The 1,215-nt window shown below is 48.7% G+C and carries 1 pseudogene; it reads left to right on the plus strand.

Annotation, left to right across the window (positions count from 1 at the left end):
* Nucleotides 1-10: 10 nt before the first annotated feature.
* Nucleotides 11-1,083: pseudogene (locus M4J38_RS19455) on the plus strand (IS3 family transposase); the annotation flags it as partial.
* Nucleotides 1,084-1,215: the final 132 nt, after the last annotated feature.

The raw sequence follows: 1,215 nt of genomic DNA on the forward strand, positions 1-1,215 counted from the left end.
GTTAACTACGATGAAAAAGACAAGATTTACCGAGAGCCAAATAGTGGCTGCGATCAAGCAACAGGAATCGGGCATTCCCACCAAAGAGGTATGCCGTGAGTTGGGTATCAGCGAAGCGACCTTTTACAATTGGAAAGCGAAATATGGCGGCATGGAGGTCAGCGACGTTAAAAAGATGAAGGATATGGAAGCCGAACTCAGTCAATACAAGAAAATTGTGGCTGAACTGACCTTCGAGAACCGCGCCATGAAAAACCTGATCGAAAAAAAGTTTTAAGCCCTGCTGAGAAAAAAGAAACCGTTCAATATTTGGTTTTCGAAGAGCGGTGCAGTGTCAGCAAGGCTTGTAAGATTGTGCGACTGCCACGAAGTAGCTACCATTATACGGCCAGAATCAAAGACGATAGCGCCATTGAGGAAGCGCTCACTGCTCTCACCACCAGGCATCCCGCTATCGGTTTCTGGCAATCCTACCACCGGTTCCGTAACCGTGGGGAGCAATGGAACCATAAGCGGGTGCGGCGGGTATACAGGAAAATGAAACTCAACATCCGGAGAAGGGCCAGAAAAAGGCTTCCGGAAAGAGTAAAACAGGCTTTGCTTACACCAACGGCTCCCAATCAGGTATGGAGCATCGACTTCATGAGCGACTCCCTGGTAGATGGAAGAAGGTTCCGTTTGCTCAATGTCCTGGATGATTTTAACCGGGAATCCCTGTGCATTGAGGCGGATACTTCACTTCCAACCCTAAGAGTGATCAGGGCGCTGGAACGGCTGCTTAACCAAAGAGGAAAGCCGGCCAACATACGGGTAGACAACGGGCCAGAGTTCATCTCCCACCGATTGGAAGAATGGTGCAACAGCAAGCAGATCACTTTACAGTTTATACAACCAGGCAAACCAATGCAAAACGGATACATTGAACGAAAAAACGGCAGCATACGCAGGGAATTGCTCAACGCATACTTGTTTTCCAGCCTTCGGGAAGTAAGGATGATGTGTGAGGAATGGCGGACAGACTACAACCAGGGTCGCCCACATAAATCGCTCGGCTATCAATCGCCCGCGCGCTACTTAAGCAATTGGGTTGCCGCAAATAATCAGCAGGCAGCTTTATCCACACCGGCAAGCGAAAATCCTTCACACATTGAAGCGCGGACGGTAGTGGATAAAGCGGTCGAAAATCAAATCAATCCTCTAATTTTGAACTGACCG

Source organism: Parasegetibacter sp. NRK P23 (assembly GCF_023721715.1).
Lineage (GTDB): Bacteria > Bacteroidota > Bacteroidia > Chitinophagales > Chitinophagaceae > Parasegetibacter.